This is a genomic window from Neisseria sp. P0021.S006 (genome assembly GCF_051956895.1).
On record NZ_JBQCWZ010000919.1, the window covers coordinates 1 to 582 of the forward strand.

General features: G+C 51.7%; 1 protein-coding gene. It reads left to right on the forward strand.

The annotated features are described in order from the left end of the window. On the forward strand, positions 1-582 hold a 582-nt coding region (locus ACTHUM_RS17900), incomplete at both ends, for an ATPase, T2SS/T4P/T4SS family (RefSeq protein WP_440403676.1).

Consider the following 582-nt stretch of genomic DNA (forward strand, 5'->3'; position numbering starts at 1 on the left):
GCTCAATATCGACCAACTCGGCTTAGAGCCTTTCCAAAAAGAAATGCTGCTTGAGGCCATCAACCGCCCTTACGGCATGGTATTGGTTACCGGTCCGACAGGTTCGGGCAAAACCGTTTCGCTCTATACTTGCCTGAGTATTTTGAACACGGAAGATGTGAACATTTCGACGGCAGAAGATCCGGCCGAGATTAACCTGCCGGGCGTCAACCAAGTCAACGTCAATGAAAAACAAGGCCTGACGTTTGCTGCCGCACTCCGATCCTTCTTACGTCAAGATCCTGATATTATTATGGTCGGTGAGATTCGTGACTTGGAAACCGCCGACATCGCCATTAAAGCCGCCCAAACCGGCCACATGGTTTTCTCTACCTTGCATACCAATAATGCACCGGCCACGCTGTCCCGCCTTTTGAACATGGGTGTTGCGCCTTTCAACATCGCCAGCTCGGTCAGCCTGATTATGGCGCAAAGGCTGTTGCGCAGACTGTGTCCAAACTGCAAACGCGAAGTTGAACGCCCTCCGGTTCCGGCATTGAAAAAAGCCGGCTTTACCGATGCGGACTTGGCTCAAGATTGGAA